Source organism: Methylocystis sp. L43, from assembly GCF_015709525.1.
In the GTDB taxonomy this organism is placed as follows: domain Bacteria; phylum Pseudomonadota; class Alphaproteobacteria; order Rhizobiales; family Beijerinckiaceae; genus Methylocystis.
The window spans coordinates 1-21,295 of record NZ_JADNRA010000034.1 but is presented as its reverse complement, the minus strand read 5'-3'; the positions used below and the strand labels follow the sequence as shown (position 1 = coordinate 21,295).

Annotated in this window: 19 protein-coding genes; 11 read left to right on the top strand and 8 right to left on the bottom strand. The window is 64.4% G+C overall.

The window, feature by feature from the left end; genetic code table 11:
- The first annotated feature begins 3 nt into the window (after window positions 1-3).
- Entirely contained in the window at window positions 4-897 is an 894-nt protein-coding gene (locus tag IYX23_RS14775; RefSeq protein WP_196393718.1) for an anti-sigma factor, read from the top strand.
- A gap of 9 nt (window positions 898-906) precedes the next feature.
- Here the strand turns inward: IYX23_RS14775 and IYX23_RS14770 are convergent, their stop codons facing one another.
- Both IYX23_RS14770 and IYX23_RS14765 read right to left on the bottom strand, forming a co-directional pair.
- Window positions 907-1,905, bottom strand: a complete 999-nt coding sequence (locus IYX23_RS14770; RefSeq protein ID WP_196393719.1) for a J domain-containing protein — start codon at window positions 1,903-1,905, stop codon at window positions 907-909.
- Between the two features lie 121 nt (window positions 1,906-2,026).
- Entirely contained in the window at window positions 2,027-2,776 is a 750-nt protein-coding gene (locus IYX23_RS14765; RefSeq protein WP_196393720.1) for an enoyl-CoA hydratase-related protein, read from the bottom strand.
- Window positions 2,777-2,972: 196 nt separating this feature from the next.
- On the opposite strand from IYX23_RS14765, the gene IYX23_RS14760 reads away from it, so the two are divergent.
- The 8 genes from IYX23_RS14760 (at window position 2,973) to IYX23_RS14725 (ending at window position 9,954) form a co-directional block, all read left to right on the top strand.
- Complete coding sequence (locus IYX23_RS14760; RefSeq protein ID WP_196393721.1) at window positions 2,973-3,677, top strand: hypothetical protein; 705 nt, start codon at window positions 2,973-2,975, stop codon at window positions 3,675-3,677.
- A 71-nt stretch (window positions 3,678-3,748) separates the two neighbouring features.
- Window positions 3,749-4,156, top strand: coding sequence for a hypothetical protein (locus IYX23_RS14755; protein ID WP_196393722.1), 408 nt, complete (start codon window positions 3,749-3,751; stop codon window positions 4,154-4,156).
- 192 nt (window positions 4,157-4,348) lie between these two features.
- A complete protein-coding gene (locus IYX23_RS14750; protein ID WP_246716836.1) occupies window positions 4,349-5,533 on the top strand; it encodes a polysaccharide biosynthesis/export family protein in 1,185 nt (394 codons plus the stop codon).
- A 206-nt stretch (window positions 5,534-5,739) separates the two neighbouring features.
- On the top strand, window positions 5,740-6,504 hold the full coding sequence (locus IYX23_RS14745) for a CDP-alcohol phosphatidyltransferase family protein (RefSeq protein ID WP_196393723.1): 765 nt from the start codon (window positions 5,740-5,742) through the stop codon (window positions 6,502-6,504).
- A gap of 150 nt (window positions 6,505-6,654) precedes the next feature.
- Window positions 6,655-7,641 (top strand): hopanoid-associated sugar epimerase, encoded by a 987-nt coding sequence (gene hpnA / locus IYX23_RS14740; RefSeq protein WP_196393724.1) that lies wholly within the window; start codon window positions 6,655-6,657, stop codon window positions 7,639-7,641.
- Window positions 7,642-7,786: 145 nt separating this feature from the next.
- Window positions 7,787-8,089, top strand: a complete 303-nt coding sequence (locus IYX23_RS14735; RefSeq protein WP_196393725.1) for a hypothetical protein — start codon at window positions 7,787-7,789, stop codon at window positions 8,087-8,089.
- On the top strand, window positions 8,056-9,396 hold the full coding sequence (locus tag IYX23_RS14730) for a glycosyltransferase family 1 protein (RefSeq protein ID WP_210330659.1): 1,341 nt from the start codon (window positions 8,056-8,058) through the stop codon (window positions 9,394-9,396). Before IYX23_RS14735 ends, IYX23_RS14730 begins: the two co-directional genes overlap by 34 nt.
- A 210-nt stretch (window positions 9,397-9,606) precedes the next feature.
- Window positions 9,607-9,954 (top strand): MarR family transcriptional regulator, encoded by a 348-nt coding sequence (locus IYX23_RS14725; protein WP_246716835.1) that lies wholly within the window; start codon window positions 9,607-9,609, stop codon window positions 9,952-9,954.
- Here IYX23_RS14725 and IYX23_RS14720 read toward each other — a convergent pair.
- The 5 genes from IYX23_RS14720 to IYX23_RS14700 form a co-directional block, all read right to left on the bottom strand.
- A complete protein-coding gene (locus IYX23_RS14720; protein ID WP_196393727.1) occupies window positions 9,948-11,051 on the bottom strand; it encodes a lipocalin-like domain-containing protein in 1,104 nt (367 codons plus the stop codon). The two genes, IYX23_RS14725 and IYX23_RS14720, sit on opposite strands and share 7 nt — an antisense overlap.
- A complete protein-coding gene (locus tag IYX23_RS14715; RefSeq protein ID WP_196393728.1) occupies window positions 11,041-13,509 on the bottom strand; it encodes an ABC transporter permease in 2,469 nt (822 codons plus the stop codon). The genes IYX23_RS14720 and IYX23_RS14715 overlap by 11 nt, the downstream gene beginning before the upstream one ends.
- On the bottom strand, window positions 13,506-14,165 hold the full coding sequence (locus IYX23_RS14710; RefSeq protein WP_196393752.1) for an ABC transporter ATP-binding protein: 660 nt from the start codon (window positions 14,163-14,165) through the stop codon (window positions 13,506-13,508). The genes IYX23_RS14715 and IYX23_RS14710 overlap by 4 nt, the downstream gene beginning before the upstream one ends.
- Before the next feature lie 141 nt (window positions 14,166-14,306).
- Complete coding sequence (locus IYX23_RS14705; protein WP_196393729.1) at window positions 14,307-16,664, bottom strand: TonB-dependent receptor; 2,358 nt, start codon at window positions 16,662-16,664, stop codon at window positions 14,307-14,309.
- Between the two features lie 605 nt (window positions 16,665-17,269).
- Complete coding sequence (locus IYX23_RS14700) at window positions 17,270-17,719, bottom strand: copper uptake system-associated protein (RefSeq protein WP_196393730.1); 450 nt, start codon at window positions 17,717-17,719, stop codon at window positions 17,270-17,272.
- Between the two features lie 130 nt (window positions 17,720-17,849).
- Between IYX23_RS14700 and IYX23_RS14695 the strand changes: the two genes are divergently transcribed.
- Both IYX23_RS14695 and IYX23_RS14690 read left to right on the top strand, forming a co-directional pair.
- Window positions 17,850-18,401 (top strand): TetR family transcriptional regulator, encoded by a 552-nt coding sequence (locus IYX23_RS14695; protein ID WP_246716832.1) that lies wholly within the window; start codon window positions 17,850-17,852, stop codon window positions 18,399-18,401.
- Between the two features lie 31 nt (window positions 18,402-18,432).
- Entirely contained in the window at window positions 18,433-20,712 is a 2,280-nt protein-coding gene (locus IYX23_RS14690) for a YfhO family protein (RefSeq protein WP_196393754.1), read from the top strand.
- A 102-nt stretch (window positions 20,713-20,814) separates the two neighbouring features.
- On the opposite strand, the gene IYX23_RS14685 is transcribed toward IYX23_RS14690, so the two are convergent.
- On the bottom strand, window positions 20,815-21,295 hold a 481-nt coding region (locus tag IYX23_RS14685; protein ID WP_196398847.1), incomplete at its 5' end, for a transposase.

Below are 21,295 nucleotides of genomic sequence, written 5' to 3'. Positions count from 1 at the left end.
CCGATGACGCCCTCGGCCCTGATCGAAGAAGCCGATTTGCACGCCCTCGTCGATGGCGAACTCGACCCCGAGCGGCGGCGCAAGGTCGAAGACCATCTCCTGCAGCATCCCGAGGACGCCGCGCTCGTTGAAGGCTGGCGGCGACAGAATGCGGCGCTGCGCGCCGCTTTCGAGCCGGTGGCGCTCGAGACGCCGCCTCCGTCGCTGCGGGAGGCGGCCGCCCGCCCGCCGGCCCCGCCCGCCGGTCAGGGGCCGATCGAAACCGGCGCCATCCATTGGGGGCGACCCGGCGCGGCGCCGCGTCCGACGCGCAAGCTCGATGAAATTCGCGCCAGCCGCCGGCGCCAGGCGCTCGCGTCGACGCTGCTGACGCTCATCGCCGGAGCGGCCGTCGCCGCGGCGGCGTTGCTGTTTCTGGCAAGCCGGCCCCCGGCGCAAAGTCCGACGACGCGCGCCATCGCCGCCACGAGCTATGCCGCACGGGCCGGCTTGACCTACGCGACCTACATTCTTGACCCGCGACCCGTGGAGGTCGAGGCCAGCCGGCGCGGCGAACTTCTCGCGTGGCTTCAGGAGCGCGTGGGGTTTTCACGCCTGCCGGATTTGAGCGGCGTCGGATTGCGGCTGCTTGGCGGACGCGTCGCGCCCGGCGTCGCGGCGCCGGCGGCGTTTCTCGTCTATGAGCGCGACGATGGCGGGCGGGTTGGTCTTTATTTCGAGCGGGCGGAGGCCCTGGCCGCGCCGGCGGGCCAGCGCGGCCAAGGCGTTTCGGTCATAGAATGGCGTGCTGGCGGCTTCGCCTTCGTGCTCGTTGGCGCCTTGGCGCCCGACGTGATGCAGGCCGCCGCCGAGGCGGCCGCCGCCGCAGTCGCGACGACGCCCGCCGAGGTCAAATAATCGAGGACCTCAAGACATTTTGGCGCGCGGATCATAGGGCTGCGCGTCGCGCCACTCGCGCATCCGCGCGTCGAGATCGCTCGACGCCGTTTCCGGCAGCATGATCCTCAGCGAGACATAGAGGTCGCCGGCTATTTTGCCGTCGGTCGCCGGAAGGCCTTTGCCGCGCAGCCGCAGCACGCGCCCGCTATTGGAGTGCGGAGGAATGCTTAGCTCCACCTTGCCATCCAGCGTCGGGGTCTCGACGCGTCCGCCGAGCGCGGCTTCATAAACAGTGACCGGCAGCTCCAGCCGCAAATCGCGGCCATCCAGCTTGAAGTGCGGATGGGGCGCGACCTTCACGGTGATCAGCGCGTCGCCGGGTTCGCCCCCCATGGAGCCGGGCTGGCCCTGGCCGCGCAGCCGGATCTGCTTGCCGTCTTCGATTCCCGCCGGAATTTTGACTTCCAGCGTGCGTCCGCTGGGCAGAATGACTCGCGCCGAGCCGCCGTGCGCGACCGTTTCCAGCGGCACGGTGGCGGTGGCGACGACGTCGTCGCCACGGGTCGGCTGCGGGCCGGCGCGACGGCGTCCGCCGGCGCCAAAGAGATCGGCGAAGAGGTCCGAAGGGTCGAAGCCCGCGCGCCCGCCGCCCCCGGGCGCCTCATTGCCGAAGTGAAACTCGAAATGCTGATCGCCGCCGGGCGCGCCGCCGCCAGGAGCGCCGCCCGTTCGCCAGCCGCGGGTGAAGCCGCCCGGACCAGCGCCGCCGCCCGCGCCGAAACCTTCGAAGCCGGTGAAGCGGGGTTTCCCGTCCGGACCGATCTCGCCCTTGTCGAACTGCGCCTTCTTCGTCTCATCGCCGACGATTTCATAGGCGGAGTTGATTTCCGTGAATCGCTCCTTGGCTTTCGTGTCGTCCTTGTTGCGGTCGGGGTGGAATTTCTTGGCGAGCTGGCGATAGGCCTTCTTGATTTCGGCGTGACTCGCCGACTTGGGCACGCCGAGAACGTCGTAAGGATCGCGCATAATTTTCCCATCAGCCCATGTGAGCGCCCGCCCTTTGTCGGCGCGGGCGCGTATGTCCGACCTATTATTTGGGAGAAGCGCGTTCGCAACGCAAGCGGCGCAGGTCGCGCCGCGCTGAAGGCTAACGCGACTTCGAAGCGAAAAAGGCGGCGAAGCGCTCGCGCGCTTCGGGCGACGTCAGCGCCTTGGCGAAAAGCGCGGCTTCCGCGTCGATGCGCGCCAGTATGTGCTTCGGCTCGCCGCGCATCAGCCGCCGCGCCGCGAGAAGCGCTTCGTGGGGTTTCGCCGCCAGGCGGCGCGCGGCCTCCATCGCGAGGTCGAGGACGTCTTCCGGGGAGGCGAGAGCGTTGACAAGGCCGAGACGGAGGGCTTCCGCGCCGTCGAAACTCTCGCCGAGCAGGAGATATTGGGACGCTTTGGCCATTCCGAACCGCTGTGCGACCAGCAGGCTGGCGCCACCCTCCGGCGGCAGCGCGAGATCGATGAACGGCATTTTGAAACGCGCCTCTGGGCTGGCGTAAACGAGGTCGCAATGGAAGAGCAGGGTTGCGCCGATTCCAACGGCGTCGCCGCTGACGGCGGCGACGAGCGGCTTCTCGAAGGCCGCCGCCGCGCGAACGAAGGTCAGCGCGGGAAACGTCTCTGCGTCAGGCGCAAAGTCGCGAAAGTCGGCGAGATCATTGCCGGCTGTAAAATTCCCGCCGGCGCCGGAAAAGACGACGGCGCGCACCGTCTCGTCGCCGGCCGACGCTTCGAGAGCGGCGGTCAATGCGCGATACATATCGCGATCAAGAGCGTTCTTCTTTTCGGGGCGGTTCATCAGCAGGCGCAGCACCCCGCGATCCCTCGACACGATGATCTTTTCCGACATAAGGGTCTCCGGATCGGCTCGCTGCCGAACTCTGCCAAAGTTTTGAGGGAATTTTCTGAGACAGATTGAATGCGGCGCCAGGGCCCTAGATCATCGGCGACTTGCAGTAGCGCCGCAAGCGCGTAGATTTCAGCATGTTGAGATTGTCGACGGCTGCGGCGCCGTTTCCGACACGTAGAATTAAGGGCGTGCGCGCATGAATTTTGGCGAGGTGGCCAATCGGCTATTTGGCGGTTCACCCGGGCGCGGGCAGAGCTTCCTCTATGCCGCGGAACAACGCCTGGTCCAACGCATGGCGCGCGCCGAGCCACGTTGGATCACGCCTGCGCATCTGTCGATGATCGGCGCGGTCGGCGCGGCGCTCGCTGCGGCTGCGCTGGTCGGCTGCCGCTCGTGGCCTGAGTTGGTCTGGCTCGTGCCGCCGGCGATGTTCATCAACTGGTTCGGCCTGACGACGGATCTTCCGCTTGCGCGGCTGCGCGGCGGCGAACTGCCGGGCGCCGGCATGTCGCATCACGTTTCTGAACTCTTCTCGCACATACTGCTCATCGCCGCCTACGGATTCTCGCCGTTTCTGACGCTGCGCGCTGCTGCGGCGGTGCTCGTCTGCTATTTGCTATTCTCCTCCTATGGCTACATTCGCGCCGCGACGCGCCACGTTCAGCAGATGGCCTACATCGGTCTGGGCGTGACGGAGTTCCGTATACTTCTGGCCTTTTGGCCTTTTGCCGCGATCGCGCTCGGCGTTCCCGCAAGTCAGCACGATCCCCTGCCGGCGATCGACGTCGCGGTGATCGGGCTGGCGCTGGTGGCGGTCCTCGGCCTGTTCGGCAAGCTCTTCAAGGACGGGCGCCGGATCGCGGCCGCGTCCGCTTCCGCGGCGCAAAGCAGAGACGAATAGTCGCGCCGACGCAGGCGCGGAACTTTCGCCAAGCGAGCGCATTTACTTTCATGCGCCCCGCTTTCCTGACAATGACAGTCATTGGAATTCTGCTTGGAGCCGTTGGGGCAGGCGCCAGCGCACGCGCCGGCTCCCTTGCTGTTTCAGCTCTTGAAGCGAGAGACGCGCCCGCGACCGATACGGCCTGGCGTCTGAAAGTCGAAGCGGCGAGGCAGCGCTATGAAGCCTTCGCCGCGCGCGCGGAATCCGAGCTGCGCGTCGAAAGGCCAACGCAGATTGGCGCGCCGACCTCTTTGGAGCCGCTCATGGCGGTCCTTGACGATCCCACCCTGCGCTACAACGATCTGATCGTGACGCGAGGCGGCGTTTTCGTGTTTCGCGGCGCCGAAGGCCGGCGCCACAACGCGACCGACTTCGAGCGTCTCCCAGACGCCCGCGTTCGCGCGCTCTCGCTGAGAACATTCGAGGAAGCTGATTGAAAAGCGGCGATTCTCGAGTTTAATTAACCATCCGCACGCTTTGGTAAAATTTTTACGATCATTCGGAAAACTGGTGGCATTTCCGCCATATAGCCGGCATATTGCCTATGCCCGCACAAGCTCCCGGCGTCTCTGGGAGGCTCCCTCTTCTGTTTTAATAATTCGCGCCGGCGGGCGCATATTGGAGCGACTTTGACGATTGCATTCATCCCCCCGCTGCGGCTCTGCCTCGCGCTCGCTCTCGGATTGCAGCTGGCGGGGTGCTCGATTTTTCCCGCCGCAGGTCCGTCTCGCAAGGACATTGTGGAGAGCGTGGCGCCGACCTTGACGACGCCGGAGCCGAGCTTCGGGCTCGTCGAGATCGACGCAAATTCGCTGGGCGTGCTCGCCCGCCGTGCGCCGCCGACGTTGAGGGGCTACTTTGGCGATTACCGGCCTGCCGCCGCCCAGGCGATCGGAATCGGCGACTCGGTTCAAATCACGGTTTGGGAGGCCGCTTCCGGCGGATTGTTCTCCTCGTCCGTGTCGGATCGGATGAGCCCTGGATCTCGATCCGCCGCGATTCCGGACCAGATGGTCGGGCGCGACGGTTCGGTCACCGTGCCCTACGCCGGCCGCATCCAAGTCGCTGGCCGCAATCAGCAGGAAGTCGAGTCGGCCATCATTGAGCGGCTTCGCGGCAAGGCGATTGAACCGCAGGTCGTGGTCAATGTGACTCGCAACATCACCAACGCCGTCACGGTCACCGGCGAAGTCTCCAATGGTTCGCGCGTTCCGCTCACGCTCGGCGGCGATCGCATCATGGACGTTATCGCCGCGGCCGGCGGCTATCGCTCGCCCGTCCACGAAACCTTCGTGACCTTGACGCGCGGCAACCGCACGGCGCGGGCGCCCATTCAAGCGCTGCTCGTCAACCCTCGCGAAGACATCTATTTGCGACCGGGCGACATATTGACCGTCGAGCGCACGCCGCAGACCTTTACCGTCATGGGCGCGACCGGCGCCAACGCCGTCGTGGCATTCGACGCGCGCGGAATCACGCTCGAAGAGGCGATCGGCAGGGCGGGCGGCCTGACTGATTCACGCGCCGACCCCGACGGGGTTTTCATTCTGCGCTACGAGCCGGCAAGTCTCGCGCGTGAATATCCGCAGGTCCCGCCGCGTCTGCTTTCGCTTGGCCTGGTGCCGGTCGCCTATCATCTCAATCTCCGCGAACCCGCAGCGCTGTTCGCGGCGCGACGCTTCGCCATTCGCGACAAAGACATTCTTTACGTCAGCAACGCGCCGTTCTCCGACATCAGCAAGCTGATGCAACTCGTCGGCACTCTTGGGCAACCCGCAGTTCAGGGCGTCGCCGTCACCCGAGTTTTGTACTGATAGGCACAATGCTTGCTTCGCAATCGAGACCAAAAATGCCGGTGCATTACAGCTTTTGATTTTGGGTTAATGCCGGTTAAGTTCTGAATATGTCATCGTTTTGCCTGTTTCATCCGTAACATGGCTGGGATATGATCGGTTGTTCGCTTGAGCGTCGTCGGGAATTGCGCAGACGCTGACTTGTTGAACGCTTTTGAGGGGTTGTCGTGGCCAATCAGCGCATCAACCAAAGTTTTCTCGCGCTCAAAGAGCGCGCTGTGCTGTTGGCTTTGGTGCGGCGTTTGCCAGACTGGGCGACCCCGGATCATCTAACAGCGATCGGATTGTGCGGCGCGGGCCTGACTCTGCTCGGCTTCATTGGTTGTCACTGGTCCAACGGATTTCTCGTCCTGGTCGTTGGAGGCCTGTTTCTCAACTGGTTCGGCGATTCTCTCGATGGCACGCTGGCGCGGCATCGATCAATCGAACGGCCGCATTATGGCTACTTCATCGACCATTCGTCCGATCTCATCGCTCAGACTCTGATCGTCGTCGGCCTCGGCGTATCGCCTTATTTCACGGTCGGCTCGTCGCTGCTGGTGCTCTCGCTCTATCTTCTGATGAGTTCCTACACCTATCTGAGGGTCGTCACGGAGCGGGTGCACCGGCTGTCTTATGGCGGCATGGGCGCGACGGAGTTTCGACTCCTCGTCGCGTGTTGGGCGCTTTTGGCGGCCTTGCTCGGACCCAGCGTTGTGACGGGGCAGGCTTATGGCTTCGCGGTGCTGGATATCGTGATTGGCGGCCTGTCGGGGTTGACCTTCCTCGGTTTCGTCGTCGTCATACAGAAGGATCTTACGCGGATGCAGCGCGAGGAGCGCGAATTCGTGGAATCGCTTCAACCAGTATTGGCGGCGCACGAGTCATCCATGTTGGAGCCATCCATGTTGGACGTGGATGATCAGAGCTTGATAGAGCCTGCCACGAACTGACGGCCGCTGACGGGCGCATGGCGCGATCCAGACTTCAGTGGGTCGCCGCCCGTTTTCCGTGAAGCGGCAAGGTCGGTCGATTCCATCAGCAAAGAGAAGCGAAGGAGCCTGAGTTCTTTGGGGACGCTGGCGCTGGGGCAGGGAAGGGGCATGGGTTCTCGCGGAACGGTACTGGTCACGGGCGCTAGCGGGTTCATCGGCGGCGCCGTCGCGCGACATTTGCTGGCGGAAGGATTCTGCGTACGCGCGCTCCTGCGGGGATCGAGTCCGCGCGGCAATGTGCCGTCGGATTGCGAGATCGTCGAAGGCGACGTCACTGATCGCGAGAGCGTCCGGCGCGCCATGGCCGGCGTCTCCTCTCTCTTTCACCTTGCAGCGAATTATCGCCTTTGGGCTCCCGATCCAGAACCGGTGATGCGCGTCAATGTGAGCGGGACGGAGATCGTCATGCGCGAGGCGCTGCGGGCCGGCGTGCAGCGCGTCGTGCATACGAGCAGCGTCGCGACGCTTGATCCCGATTCGGCGCCCTGCACTGAATCCAACCGGTTGGTTCCAGAACGGGCGATCGGCGCGTACAAGCTCAGCAAAGTCCTTTCCGAGCGGCTGGTCGAAGGCATGATCCGGGATGAAGGACTGCCTGCCGTCATCGTGTGCCCCTCTGCGCCGCTTGGCTCCGGCGACGTCCGGCCGACGCCAACCGGCAGGATTGTCTGCGAGGCGATGCGCGGCGGCATGCCGGCCTATGTCGACACTGGCCTCAACATCGTTCATGTGGAGGACGTCGCCGCAGGCCACGTCGCCGCGATGAAAGTCGGCGAGATCGGCGAGCGCTATATTCTTGGAGGCGAGAATCTGACTTTGCGCGACCTGCTCGTTGAAATATCGCGCATCACGGGGCGGCCGCCGCCATGGGCGAAATTGCCGCGCTGGCCGCTCATGCCGCTCGCCTACGCCAATGAAATCGTCGCGCGCTTCGCCGGTTCGGAGCCGTTTCTCAATCGGGAGAGCTTGCGGCTTTCAGGGAAACGCATGTTCTTCGACGATTCCAAGGCGCGCCGCACGCTTGGCTACAAGACGCGGCCGCCAGCCGATGCGGTGGCGGATGCGGTGCGTTGGTTCGCCAGCCGCGGCGCGTAGAGCAGGTTCCAAAAAAGGTGACCGATTTTTTCGATAAGATCCTGCTCCAGCATTTTGACTTTGAGCGATGCCTTATCGATCACATGATTGCATGTGATCGGGAGACGCTCTTAGAACCGGCGTGGGTTCGATGCGGCTCTCCGGGATGAGCATGTGCAGCGCGGCGCTTGCGACCGCGGCTGCTTTCCTGACGCCTGCGCAGCCGCTCGCCGCGCAAGCCATGCGCGGCTTCACCTATTGCGCGCCGCCGTCACGCCCCACCTGCATCGAGACATCCGCCGCCGCATTGGCGATGGCCGCGTGCGACGAGGAGATGCAGCTCTTTACGAAAATGGTTTTTCGCTATCGCGAGTGTCTCGAACGAGAGACGGAACGCGCCGTTCGAGAGGCCAATGACGCGATAGAGATGTGGCGATGTCGTTTGGACGAGACGAAGTGCCGCAACTGACGGCGAGGGCGACTGACGCGGCGCGCAGCCCCGTCATCTATGACGTCACGCGGATCGTGACACGCGCGCTGAATGCGGCGCCGAATGGCATTGATCGCGTCGATTTCGCGCTCGCCAGGCATTTTCTTGCGCGCGACCAAGGCCAGCGAGGGGCGCTCATTTGCACGGCGGTCGGCCCGCGCCTTGCCGACCCCGACAGCGCGCTCGAGACAATCGAAGGCGTCGAAAGTCTCTGGCGCGAAGACAGCGACGCCGGACAGGACGACGTCTATCGCGCCGTCGTCGCGGCGCTTCTGTCCAACGGCTCGGCTCAGGCCGCGATGACGCGCGTCAAAAGAGCGCCGACTCTCTCTTTCCTTGAGCGGAACTGGCATGCGATGCGGCGTTGGGCGCCTTATCTTGGAAGGCCAACGCGCGAGGCGCCGCACGGCGCGATCTATTTCAACGTCACGCAATTTCTCGTCGATCGAAGCTGGTATGTGCGCTGGCTCACAGCGCGGCCGGATATAAAGCCTGTCTTCTTCGTCCACGACCTCCTTCCGATTGAGGCGCCGGAGTTCTTTCGCGCGAGAGAAGCGATGCTGCACCCCAGACGCATGAGCAATGTCTGCCGCTACGGCGCAGGCGCCGTCGTCGGTTCGCAAGCCGTCGCCGGGCGCCTTCGTCAATTCGCCGCTGAATGCGGAAGGCCGGAACTTCCGATCTGCGTCGCCCGCTTGCCCGTATCGCCGGTCTTTTCTTCGCGCGCCGAGCCGCCGGCGGCGCTTGACGGCGTCAACTATTTCGTTGTTTGCGGCACGATCGAACCGCGCAAGAATCTTTCGACGTTGCTGAACGTCTGGCGTGTGTTGGCGCGAGATCCCGCTCCGCCGAAGCTCATCATCGTCGGCAAGCGGGGCTGGCTCAGCGCCGCCGCGATCGAAATGCTGGAACGAAGCGCCGCCTTGCGCCCTCACGTCATTGAGGCAGGCGGGCTTTCCACGCCGGGACTGCGTAGCCTGCTTGCCGGCGCCCGTGCGCTGCTCATGCCCTCTTTCGCAGAAGGCTTCGGTTTGCCCGTCGCCGAAGCGCTTGCGGCGGGAACGCCCGTCGTCGCCTCCGACATCGAGGCCTTCCGCGAAGTCGGCGGCGACGCGATCGACTATGTCGATCCGCTCGACGGTCTTGGATGGCTGCAAGCGGTTCGCGACTATTCGACGCCGCACTCGCCGCGTCGTCGGGCGGCGCTTGCGCGCCTCAGCAGAGGAGAAGCCGTTGATCCAAGTGCTTTTTTTGCAAAGATTGACGACTTCATCGCGCAATTATAAGCGCGCTTTGACGCTGACCGGAATTGACCTGTCGGCGCCGCGCGAGCATTATTTCTTCACTCCAAATGAGTCGCCCAGCGCGAGAACGACTCGGGAAGTAAGGGGTTTCATTTGACTCTCTGCGATCAGCCGCAAGGGACCCCACGCAAGGCGCCAAGTGAAGACGACTTGGCCGCGCTCGCGCAATTTCGCTCCGCCTTGCGAAGGTTTTTGGCCTTCAGCGAACAGGTCGCCGCGGACCATGGCGTGACCGTTCAATGGTATCAGGCGCTTCTGGTGGTGCGCACCTATCGCGGCGCAAAACACATTAGCGTCGGCGAACTCGCCGAGCAGCTGATGATTCGCGATCACAGCGCGGCGGAGCTGGTTTCGCGTCTGGCGCAGGCGAAGCTTGTCAGGCGGAAGACCGACCCGACCGACCGTCGTAGATCGCTCGTCGTCATCACGCGGGCGGGCGAACGGCGGCTGTCGGAGCTCGCCGCCGTGCATTTGAAGAAGCTTCGCGACACGCGAGGCGTTCTTATGAACTTTTTTCGCACAGCCGCGGAATCTCAATAGCCCGTCATTTCAAGATAGCCCTCGCCGCTGTGCGAACCGGTAAAGCGGATCGGACCTTCCCAATAGGCGAAATCGGTTCCCATCCAGCTTCTCGGGTTTAGAGGCTGCGTGATGACGTCGACGCCGCGGCTTTTGATCTTCACGCGCCAGCGGATCGGCACGTCACGATCAGCGATGCGCGTCGTCTCCAAAGGCTCGAGCACGATGTCGTCGCGCGGGAGCATCGACGTTGCGCCCTCGGGGTCGATCCAATTTCCAAAGAGAAACGACGCCGCCTCGACGCTGCGCATGCGATACAGCATCAGCTTGGCGCCGCCCTCGAGGTGCAACGAAAACCAGTCCCAGCCTTTTTGATCGGGGCCCAGCGGCTGACTCGACCATTCGCGATCCATCCAGGCGCGGCCGGAGACTTGCATTTTGCGGCCATGGAGCGCGACAGAGCCTTGCGCCGTGAAGAACGGCTGGCTGTAATAATAGGACGCCTGTCCAGCCTCGGATTTGCGGCTGTAGCCGGCTTCGCCTTGCAATACGACCGGCCCCGACGCTGTCAGGTCGAGCGCATAGGTGAAATTTCTGTCCCCCGCGGAAACGCGCAGCCGCTCGATTCCGGCGTCAGCGGAATCGTCGCGCGTTTCAAGGACCCAGTCGTCGAGATAGGCGCGAAAGGGCGCCGCCTCGACGCCTGCCTGTCCAATTCCGCCGCGTGCGAATTTCTGCGCGAAGAGATGTTCATTGGCGCTCGTCGCGGCCGCATGGCCCATCCATATGGTGCGGTCCTCCCAGCCGGCCCGCGCCGCGTTCGGCTGCAGTGCAAAGCGAAAAAGCGTCCACTGCACGCCATATGCGGCGCCGTCATCGCCGTTTAGATTTGCGGTGACGTACCACCATTCGGTGCGAAAATCGGAATGCGCGCCGTGGTCTCTTGGAAAAGCGAGCTGCGTTCCAGGTCGGGGAATCGCAAAGCCGGGCGCCGTCGCGCCAAGTCCGCCAAAACCCTGCGCCAGCGCGCCGCTCGACGACAGCGCGAGAAGAAGCGCGGATCGCCTCGAAATGGCCGAGCTTCGTTCGGGAGAAGCCTTCGGGGTCCTAGCGTTCATTCGAGAAGACCCTGAGCAGGCCGGTCGGCGCGGCGCGGGCGAGCCTGGCGACGGGAATCATCGCCGCAAAGACGGCGGCGCCGAGCGCGATGCAGGAAACCACAAGCCATTGCGCCGGAAACATATGGAACGGGAGTCGCCATCCGAAGGCGGCGACATTGACGATCGCGACAAGGCACCAAGTCATGAACAGCCCAAGCGGGATCGCGAAAGCCGCGGCGCCGGCGGCGAACGCCACGACCCGCGCCATTTCCAGCGCCGCGAGCTTTTGCCGCGTCGCGCCTAGGGCCCAAACTGGCGCGATGCGGGCGCGCCGCATGTCGCTGAGCGTCAGCAGGCTGGCGAAAAGCGCGACGCCGGATACGATCAGCGTGAGCGTGTTTAACGCCGTCGTGACGGCGAATGTGCGCTCGAAAATGTCCGTCGACAGCTTTTTGACTTCCGCTTGATCGACGATGCGCGTGATTTTTCCGCCAAAGCGCTGCTCCATGTTTTCGATGACGCGCGTCGTGGCGCCCGGATCGACGCGCAGGCTGTAATGCACGCCGGAAGCGTCGTCGAAATAGCGCGTCAGCTTTTCGTGATCGATGCGCAGTTGGCCCTTCGGATTGCCGTAATCGGGAAAGACGCCGACGATGCGCGCGGGCCAGTCTCGCCCCGACGTCGGTATGTCGAGCGTCTCGCCGACCGTCAGACCGAGACGGCGCGCCAATTGCTCGCTGACGAGGACGGCGTCCTGCGCGTGCAGCGCCGTCCACATGTCCGGCGTGGCGTCGAGCAAGGGAAAATGCGCCGTATAGGTTTCGTGAGGCGTCATGCCGAGGACGTCGACGGGCCATCCGCCGATGCGCGTCTTCGCGCGCCAGATAGGCAGGATCGCGGCGATGTCGGGCTGCGTGCGCGCCCACGCCTCGATGTCGCGCGCGTCGGCGGGCGTCGCCGCCTCGAAATAGACCTCGGCGACGAGGCGCGCGTCGAGCCAGCGATCGAACGTCTGGCGAAAGCCCTCGACCATGCCGCCGACGCCGATGTTGGTCGCAAGCGCAACCAGTAGCGCCATTAGCGCAAGCGAAAGACCGGAAATTTCCTGGCGTCCGTCGGCGAAGAACCAGCGGGCGAGCGGCCGGCGCGCGAAACGCTCGCCGAGCGCCAGGACGCCGGCAAGTCCAACGGGCAAGAAAAGAGCCGCGGCAAGAAGCGCCAAGCCGATGATCGCGAAGCCTGACGCGAGTCCTTCGCCAAAGCCGTATGCGCCGGCCGCCGCGATAAGGGCAAGCGCCGCGAGCGCCGCCTGCCGTCGCAGATAGCGGTGATGCGCGCCGCGCCAGGCCATGGGACGCGCCAACGACAGCGCCGGCAGCCGCAATGCTTTCGTCAAGCCGCTCGCCGCCGCAAGCGCCGCGCCGGCGCCCGCCATCGCGAGGCCGGAGAGCCACCAGCGCGCATCGAGCGCAAGGCGATCGGAGATTTGCGCGCCGTAGAGGCTCTCGAGACTTTTTGCGACATCCGGCAGAAGCGCCTGCGCGATGGCGTGACCGCCGAGGACGCCCGCGCCTCCCGCGAGGAGCGTCAGGACGGCGATTTCGAAGCCCATCGCCGCGACGAGATGGGGTGGCCCAACGCCGAGCGCGCGTAGGGTGCGCAGCGTCGCCAGCCGTTGTTCGAAGGCGAGGCCGTAAGCGGCGTGCACGATGAACAGTCCGACCAGGAACGCAAGAAAGCCGAAGGCGGTGAGATTGAGGTGAAAACTGTCGGTCAGGCGGGCGAGATCGCTATCATCATCCGGCGCGACCAGCCGCAGCGCATCGCCGGCGATTGGCTTAAGCCGCGCCTCGTCGAATATCTCCTCATCGAGGATAACGAGACGCGAGAGTTTACCGGGTCGATCGAGCAGGCGCTGCGCGACGCCGATGTCGACGATGACCGCGCCGGGCGGCGCTTCGGCGAGCGCCGCAAGCGGCGGCAGTTGCTGGCCGCGCTCGGTTCGTGGCTGCGCCCCCTCGGCGAGATCGAGCCGGCGCAAGGTCTGCGGCGCGGCAAAGCCGCGGCCCGGACCGGAAAAGAAATCTTCGATCACATCCGTTCGCGCCCGCCTGTCGGCGATCGGCGAGCGGCGCGGCAGCGACAGCGGTTCGACGCCAATGATCCGGATATTCTTTTCGCCAATTCGGACGACGCCTTCCAGCAATGGCGAGACGTCGACGCCGGCGCGACGCAGTCTCACGAAGAGCTGCTGGTCAAACAGGCCGCCGCGAGCGGCGACGAGCGTTCTTGCGCCGCCGCCCGAAATCGCGTTCGTCGCGGCGTCATAACTGTCGCGCGCTTGAGCGTTCAGCGCCTGCACGCCGCTCCAGAGCGCCGTGGCGATGGCGAGGCCGAGCACGAGCGTCGCGAGATTGCCCGGCCGTCGGCGCCAGTGGCTGATCAGCGCGGCGAGCGTCCAGAGCGTCTCTTTCATTGCGTCGCCAGAAGACCGGCCTCCAGCCGCACGCGGCGTTGCAGCCGCGCCGCGAGGCGTTCGCTGTGCGTCGCCATCAGAAAGGCGCAGCCGGTCGCGGCGACGAGGTCGAGCGCGAGCGCCATGACGGCGTCGCCGGTCGCTTCGTCGAGATTGCCGGTCGGTTCGTCCGCGAGCAGAAGCCTGGGGCGTACGGCGAGGGCGCGGCCGATGGCGACGCGCTGCTGCTGCCCGCCGGACAGCTCCTCGGGATAGCGAGCGGCGAGCGTCGCAAGGCCGAGGCGGGCGGTGAGCTCTTCCTGCCACGCCGGTTCGTAGCGCCCAGCAAGTCGCGCCTGGAAACCTAAGTTTTCGCCGACGGTCAGGCTCGGGATTAAATTGAACTGCTGAAAGACGACGCCGATCTTCTCCCGCCGGATCGCGGCCCGCGCATTCTCCGACAGCCGCGTCAGCGCGACGCCGTCGAGAACGACCTCGCCGGAGTCGGCGTCGTCGAGCGCGCCGACCAGATGGAGCAGCGTGCTCTTGCCGCTGCCGGATTCGCCGGTCAGCGCCAGGCTGGCGCCGGCGGCGAGCGTGAAGTCCACGCCGCGCAGCACGGGAATGCGGCCCTGCGGCGTCGGATAGGATTTTTGCAGGCCCTCGACGCGCAGCATCGGCGCGCTTGTCCGCCCAGCGGCGAGATTTTCCAGCGTCGTGTCAATCGACAAGGATTGCGCCCTGATCGGACCGGCGAAGGCGGCCGGCGCGCCAGCCCTATATATGGCTCGTCGCGCCGATCGCCCAAACTCGCCGAGCTAGAACGCGAGGCGCAAGCCTCCGTAGATCACCCGCCCCATGCCCGGATAGAAGACCCGCGGATCGAGACCGCGGGCGTCGACGATCGTGGTCACGTCGCTGATATAGTGGCGATTGGTCAGATTGCGCGCCTCGACAAAGAACGAGAGACCATAGGGCAGCTTCATGCCCGCCTGGACGCCCAGCAAGACATAGCCCGGCGCCTGCAGCGTATTGGCGTAGTCGACGTAAGCGCCCGCCGGAACCCAATCCATCTGCGGCGCCAGATAGAGGCCGTCGGGCCGCCAATAGGACAGCGTGGTGCGCAAGACGTGGCGCGGAATGCCGGCCAGCGTATTGTCGCCGAAGTCGCGATCGCCGACGAAGCGGAAATCGTTCCAGGTCCAGACCTGCGACAGCTTCAGCGCGTCGCCCGCATCCGGCGCGAAAATATCGCGCAAGAGTTCGGCGCTCGCAGCGAATTCGACGCCCTGGTGCATGGTGCGTTTGGCGTTGAAGGTCGTCGCCGGAATGCCGAGGCCGGGATTGGTGGTGAATTTTAAGAGTTCGTCCTGCAGTTCCGAATGGTAGAAGGTCACGTCCCAGGTGTAGCGGTCCCATCTGCCGCGCGCGCCGAGCTCCCCGGTCCAGGCTTTCTGCGCCGCGAGCGGCGTGAATTTCGTTCCGTCGCGCGGCGGCGGAAACACGCCTTGCGTGAGGTCGATGAAGTCCGGCACGTCGCGGCTTCCGGTCATGTCGGCGAAGAACTGAATGTCTGGCGTCGGTTCGTACATCAGACCGACCTTGGGCACGATGCCGCGGTAGACTTGGTCCGAAACGCCGGGAACAGGCTCGAAGGGAATGCCGCCGAGAACCGCGTAGCGCCGCGTATCGGCGAAAAGCTTGGCGCCGAACATGAAGATGAGCTGCGGCGTGATGTGCAGGCGGTCCTCGAAATAGGCTTCGAGATTGAGCGCCGTCGCGCGATTATTCCGGAGACGCGGATCCAATCCGGGATTGATGAACAGGCCGCAGAAGCCAAAGCAGGAATTCGCCGCGCCAAATTGCGCGAGTCCGTTGAAAGAATAGGGCGGAAAGGAGAACTGCGCATTGGCGAAATTCGCAGGGATCCCGCCATAGGGATTGAGCCGCATGCCATTGTAGTTGTCGGCCCAATTATCGCTCGACGATCCGCCCCAGGCGCGGCCGCCAAGGATGAGTTCATTGGGATGGCCGTCGACGAGGAAATTCGAGGTGAGGCGCGGCGTGAATCCCCAGGTTCCGCCTTCCTGTTCGATGACCACGAAAATCGGATGATAGAGATAATTGTGCGTGTACCAGCTGTTGAGGTCGATGCGGCCGAACTCGCTCAGGATCGTGGTCTTATTCGAAATGCGCCAGTTCTTGACGTTGCGCGCCTGATTGGCGCCAAAGCCGTCCGGTCCGAAACCCGGCGGATACGGCGGCAGCGACAGTCGCGGATTGTTGCGCGCGTCGAACTGATTGAGTTGTCCCGGCAGCAACTGCCACGTGTCATAGACGCCGAAATAGAATCGCGTCTCGAGATCATTGGAGAAGCGATAGCCGAGATTGCCGTTGAGCTGCGTGTAGTCGGTCGTCGAATGTTTTCTGTAATTGTCGGCATGGGTGAACGTGCCGTTGATGAGAAAATCGAAATTGCCGATGATGCGCGACATCTGCGCTTGCCCGCGCACGGTCCCATAACTGCCGCCCTCGAGCGACGCCATGTTCGGCGCGAGCGCCGTATAGGCGGTGGGCGAGATGAAATTAATGGCGCCGCCGAGCGTCGAAGAGCCATAGGCGAGGGCGTTGCCGCCTTTCATAACTTCGATCGCGCGAAAATATTTGGGATCGATCTGATACATATCGCCGCCGCCGTCGGCGTAGTTCATCGGAATGCCGTCCTGCAGCAGCTCCAGTCCACGCAGATGGAAGTCGCGCGTCAGATTTGAGCCGCGGATCGAAAGACGCAGTTCCTGTCCATAGCGGCTTTCGACATAGACGCCGGGTACGTCCTTGAGCGCATCACGCAGATCGTGAACGTAGCGGGTTTGAATCTCGGGCGTATTGGCGTCGACGAAGGCGACCGAGCCGACGGTGCGCTCGAGTTCGCGGCGTTGCTGGGCGACTGACGGCACTGTGAGCGAGCCGCCGCCGCCGGTTTGCGTCCATGTGGCGGGGGCGGCTGGCGCTGTCGCCGTAGACGGCGCGCGACCGCCGCCGTGTCCGACGACGCGCGGCTTGGCGCCGCCGATGTCGATGGTCGGCAGACTCTGTTGCGCAAAGGCGCTCGAATCCGCGAGCGAAAGAACGAGTGCGACGGCGCAGGCGCCGCGCAGCAAACCGGTCCGGAACATGGAAATCTCCTGAGCGGCGTCTCGCCGCGTGATCGTTAAGGGAAGACTGTCGCGATCAGGAGAAGCGGGGCGGCGCGCGCGGCGCGGCGCGCGAATGTGCGCGGACGTTTTTTATGACCGGCGTCTGAATTGCGCAGAACGCGCGCCTTGCGGCGCGGGATGGCGCATAGGCGATGGCGCCAGATACGGACGCGAAAAAGGGAAAAACCAGCTCTTTCTGGCTGTGACCGCAGAGCGAGCAGCATTGCTCGCCGCCACACGGATGCTTCGTCGGCGCAGGTTGGGAAGTGTCCGGACAGTGCACGGCCGTCCCGGGACGCGCGGCATGCGCCGGCGCCGAGGATGAAACCGCCGCGAGCGCGACAAGCAGCGCGATGCAAAGAACCCCGATGCGCCGCAAAATCATCGAGCGAGGCGTTCTCGCAAGGGCCGCCATCTTGTCTCGGATCCTTGTGGCTGCGTCTCGCCGAAGGCGTGAAAGGAGGGGCGGCGAGAGCGCCGAACCTCAATATTGGTAATATACCAAACTTGGCGCGGCAACGCTTCGGTCAGGCTGAGAGACGCATTTTCGCGTGCTGTTGCTCCGCCGCAACAGTGAGCGACAGTCAGGGAATGGGCTTGTGATGCGGGTCGAGCGGCGAATGGCTCCCATCCGCTTCGACGGCGGCCATGCCGTCAAATCGGGAGAAACGCTCGACGACGTCGGAGGAGAGCCGCGTCTCCTCGGCCGCCAGCCGTTTTGAAAGCGCCTCAGCATTTGCTTTCGAAACGCCGAGCTTTTCCAGCGTGGCGCTGTCTTTCAAGGCGTCGCCGGCGCAAAGCGAGATGCTCCACGCATCGCCCTTGCGCGTAAGAAACGCCCGGCCGCCGAGTTCGCCCTGGCGCCAGTCGGCGACGGCGGAGTCGCCTTCCACGACGACAGCATCTACGAAAAGGCGCGTTTCAGGCCTGTCGAACGTTTCGAAGAGCAGGCGCCGCGCCGCCTCTGATCCGTCGTCGGCGCGCGCGCTCAGGCACGCCGCCGCGCTGATCATCCCAATAAGAAATAATCTCATCAATCCTCTCCAACGTCAGCGTGCTGCGTGAAATTGGTATAACACCAAATTGGACGCAAGCATCGGGGGCGTTTCCGCGGCGCGTTTTTTTTGATACGACGCTGGCGCGGCGAAGGTTGAATGAACGCGAATGGCGATGGTGGAAAAAAGCGCGCGTCAGCGCATTCTGGACGCTGCGCTCAAAATCCTGAGGAAGGAAGGCGTCTCTGCGCTGACCCAAACCCGCGTCGCCGCTGCGGCCGGACTGCGGCAGTCGCATTTGACCTATTATTTTCCGCGTAAGACGGATTTGCTCGCCGCGACGCTCGAGGCGTCGCATGCGCAGGCGCATAAGCCCAAGCGCGGTTCGATCGGAAGCGACGTCGATCCTGTCGAAGCGGTGCGCGCGCTCATGTTCGAGCGCAACAGGATGCGCTTCTTCTTGAGCGTTGTGGCTCAGGTAAGCGACCAATCGGATATTCGCGCGACGCTCGCCGCGCACGCCCGAGGCGTGGCCGAGCAGCTCGCGCCGCTCTTCGGCCGGACGGCCGACGACCCCGATATCATCGCCTTTATCGACATGCTGCGCGGCATGGGGTTGCGCCTCCTGCTGGAATCGGATGACAAGCGCCGTGCGGCGGTTGATATCGACGCGCTCGCTGCGCGCTTCGGCCTCAGGCGGGCGCCTGAAGCGCGGCTTTGAGCCACGGCCTGGAGCCGCTAGAACTGTGGCCATGCAACGAATCGGTAGAAGCGCCGGCCGCCCGGAAGGTCAGCCCTACGCCCTCGCGGCGGCGTTCTTCCTCGTCTGCGCGCTGGCGCTCGCCTTTCCCTGGCTTTCCGGGCGCGTCACCATTCCCTGGGACGCGAAAGCGCATTTTTTTCCGCAATTCGCCTTTCTCGCCCATGCGCTACACAGCGGCCAGTCGCCGTTCTGGACGCCGCACGTCTTTGCGGGGATGCCGCAGATCGCCGATCCGCAATCGCTGATCTTCTCTCCGTTTTTCCTGCTGGCGGCGGCGCTCGTTCCCGAGCCGTCCTTCGTCCTGGCCGACGCGATCGTCTTCGCCATGCTGGCCATGGGCGGCCTTGCGCTCATCGCCTATTTTCGCGATCGCGGCTGGAGCGCCGCTGGAGGATTGCTCGCTGCGCTCGCGTTCGCTTTTGGCGGCTCGGCGGCATGGCGCATTCAGCATGTCGGCCAGATCATGAGTCTCGCCTGGCTGCCGGTCACGCTGTGGCTGCTGGCGCGGGGGCTCGATCGGCGCTCGGCGCTGTACGGCGCCGCGGCTGGCGCCGCCGCCGCACTGCTGGTGCTGGGACGGGACCAGGTCGCGTTCCTAGGCGTGCTGATGCTTTCCGCTTATGCCGCCTATCGCGTCGCTACCGATGAATCGCCCAAACTCAGCGCGGTCACGCCGCTCGCGGCCGGCGCGCTTGTCGGTTTGACGATCATCGCCGTGCCGCTCGCGTTCACGCTGGAGCTCGCCGCGCATTCGAACCGACCCGAGATCGATCTCGACGGCGCATTCAAGGGCTCGTTGCCGCCGGGCTCCTTCTGGACGCTGATCTCCGCCAATATGTTCGGAACGGACGGCCCGCTCAAAAACTTCTGGGGCCCCCCGGTCGGCGAGCGCGACCTTTACCTCGCGCGCAACATGTCCAATGTTTACATGGGCGAACTGACGCTCGTATCGTTGATCGCGGCGCTGGGCAGGCGCTTCCTGTCGAATAAGGAAATCCGCTTCTTCGCCGCCGCCGCGCTGTTTTTCGCCCTCTACGCCCTGGGCCGCTACACGCCGGTCTTCGCCTTCTTCTATCATCTGCCGGGCGTCGACCTCTGGCGCCGGCCGGCCGACGCGACATTCTTGCTCGGCGCGACGCTCGCGATCCTCGCCGGCTATGGCTTCAATCTCGTTGAGCGGGGCGAGGCCACGCCGCGTACGGCTTGGCTTATCGGCGCCGTCGCCGCGCTGTTCGCGGTCGCGCTGCTTGTCGCGGGCGTGAAGGGCCATCTCAACCAAGCCTCCTGGCCGCTCGCGACAAGCGCGATTTTTGCCGCGCTCGCTATCGCGCTAATCCTCGCGACTCGCGACAGGCTGCTGCGCGGCCCCTATCTGCTCGCCGCGGTCGCCACGCTGATGAGCGTCGATCTTACGATCGGCAATGGACCAAATGAATCGACGGCCTTGCCGCCTGAACAGTTCGACGCCTTGCGGGTCGACGGCAAGGATCCGGTGATCGCCTATCTGCGCGGGAAGCTCAAGGAGACGGCGGGGCCCGATCGTCGCGACCGCGTCGAACTTGCGGCGATCGATTTTCATTGGCCGAACGCGTCGCTCGTCCACGGCTTCGATCATGTTCTCGGTTACAATCCCATCCGGCTGCGGCTCTTCGAAGACGTAACCGGCGCCGGAGATCATCTTGCGCTTCCCGAGCAGCGCCAGTTTTCCAAGCTCTATCCTGCCTATCGCTCAATCCTGTCGGACATGCTCGGCCTGCGATTTATCGCGACCGGCGTGCCCATTGAAGAGATCGATGAGAATTACAAGTCGGGCGACTTCGTCGAACTCACGCGCATCGGCGACGTTCACATTTACGAAAATCCCCGCGCCATGCCGCGCGTCATACTCGCAACCTGCGCCATCCACGTCGATTTCGCGGCGATGACGAAGAGCGGCGAGTGGCCGGAGGCGGACTATCGCGAGACGGTGCTCCTGGAGACGCCGCCGATTTGCCATACGCGCAAAAATGCGCCGCCGGCGACGGCGAAAATCCTCTCCTACGAGAACGACCGCGTCGTCGCCGAGGCCAGCGCGCCTCCGGGCGGAGGCTGGCTTGTTTTGCACGATGTCTGGCATCCGTGGTGGTTCGCGAACCTCGACGGCGTGGAAGCGCCGATTCTGCGCGCGAATGTCATGTTCCGGGCCGTCGCGATTCCGGAAGGGCGCCATGAGGTGCGCTTCGACTTTCAGCCGCTGCGCGGAATGCTGACCGAATTGTCGCGAAGATAGCGAGCGAATGTCGGCAATTCGCGCGTGACACGATTCTCTTTGCACGGCTCGGATGTCATTGCCGACGCGCGCAACGCGCGCGATCGGGCAACTGTGTATTGGTTAGCATGCGAAGGACGCATTTTCGCGGCAGATGGCATTGAGAATAACGAGGATTTTTCGTGCGAGCGCAATGAGAACCAGTTTTGGCGGTTTTCCGGCGGCGCGTAGTTTGCGGGCAAAATCGCCCAAACGCGTCTTCGAATTGGCGGCGGCCAGCGCCGCCATGTAGAGGGCTTTGCGCACACGCGTCCGCCCGCCTTTGATCATGCGCTGACCACGACGCTTTCCACTATCGTTGTTGAAGGGCGCAAGCCCTGCGAGCGCCGCAATGGCTTTTGGCGAGCGGCGCCCAAGTTCTGGCATCAGCGCCAACAAGGTGACGGCGGCGACGGGACCAATGCCGGGCACGCTTCGCAGACGCCGCTCGGCTTTGCGCAAGGACTCGTCGGCGGCAATGGCGGCGCGAATGCCGTCCTCGAGCGCTTCGATCTCCTTGTCGAGCCAGGCGAGATGGCGCGTGAGACTGTCGGCTGTGGCGGCG